Origin of the sequence: Streptococcus cristatus, from assembly GCF_003943815.1 — a bacterium.
Taxonomy (GTDB): domain Bacteria; phylum Bacillota; class Bacilli; order Lactobacillales; family Streptococcaceae; genus Streptococcus; species Streptococcus cristatus_F.
In genome coordinates, this window is the sequence record NZ_RJNA01000056.1 from 1 (window position 1) to 785 (window position 785).

Consider the following 785-nt stretch of genomic DNA (forward strand, 5'->3'; position numbering starts at 1 on the left):
CTATGCCGAGGACCGGAATCGAACCGGTACGATCGTTACCAATCGCAGGATTTTAAGTCCTGTGCGTCTGCCAGTTCCGCCACCCCGGCCTCAAAGCGAACGACGGGATTCGAACCCGCGACCCCCACCTTGGCAAGGTGGTGTTCTACCACTGAACTACGTTCGCATCTCTATCCAAAAAAAATGCCGGCTACATGACTTGAACACGCGACCCTCTGATTACAAATCAGATGCTCTACCAACTGAGCTAAGCCGGCTCATTTATATTTCTATGCGGGTTAAGGGACTTGAACCCCCACGCCCTAAAGCGCCAGATCCTAAATCTGGTGCGTCTGCCAATTCCGCCAAACCCGCGCTTATGACCCGTACTGGGCTCGAACCAGTGACCCTTTGATTAAAAGTCAAATGCTCTACCAACTGAGCTAACGAGTCTTTCTTCTTGAAACTGTCTAACAATTTCAACGGTCCCGACGGGAATCGAACCCGCGATCTTCGCCGTGACAGGGCGACGTGATAACCGCTACACTACGGGACCTATATGGGAGTTAACGGGATCGAACCGCTGACCCTCTGCTTGTAAGGCAGATGCTCTCCCAGCTGAGCTAAACTCCCAAAAAGGAAGTACTCCGACTTCCTATCCTGCTAAGCGACTACCATATCTCACAGGGGGCAACCCCCAACTACTTCCGGCGTTCTAGGGCTTAACTTCTGTGTTCGGCATGGGTACAGGTGTATCTCCTAGGCTATCGTCACTTAACTTACTGAATTAACTTACAATATCTCAT

At 51.1% G+C, this 785-nt stretch carries 7 tRNA genes and 1 rRNA gene; all 8 read right to left on the bottom strand.

The features are described 5' to 3' along the window. Positions 1–3: 3 nt before the first annotated feature. Positions 4–89 (bottom strand) — tRNA-Leu (locus tag D8872_RS10695). 5 nt (positions 90–94) lie between these two features. Beyond that, a tRNA-Gly gene (locus tag D8872_RS10700) sits at positions 95–166 on the bottom strand. An 18-nt stretch (positions 167–184) separates the two neighbouring features. Next, positions 185–257, bottom strand: a tRNA-Thr gene (locus D8872_RS10705). Positions 258–272: 15 nt separating this feature from the next. After that, positions 273–354, bottom strand: a tRNA-Leu gene (locus tag D8872_RS10710). A gap of 5 nt (positions 355–359) precedes the next feature. Next, a tRNA-Lys gene (locus D8872_RS10715) sits at positions 360–432 on the bottom strand. Between the two features lie 30 nt (positions 433–462). Next, positions 463–535 (bottom strand) — tRNA-Asp (locus D8872_RS10720). A 4-nt stretch (positions 536–539) separates the two neighbouring features. Further along, a tRNA-Val gene (locus D8872_RS10725) sits at positions 540–612 on the bottom strand. A 29-nt stretch (positions 613–641) separates the two neighbouring features. Beyond that, positions 642–757 (bottom strand): 5S ribosomal RNA (rrf, locus tag D8872_RS10730). Positions 758–785: the final 28 nt, after the last annotated feature.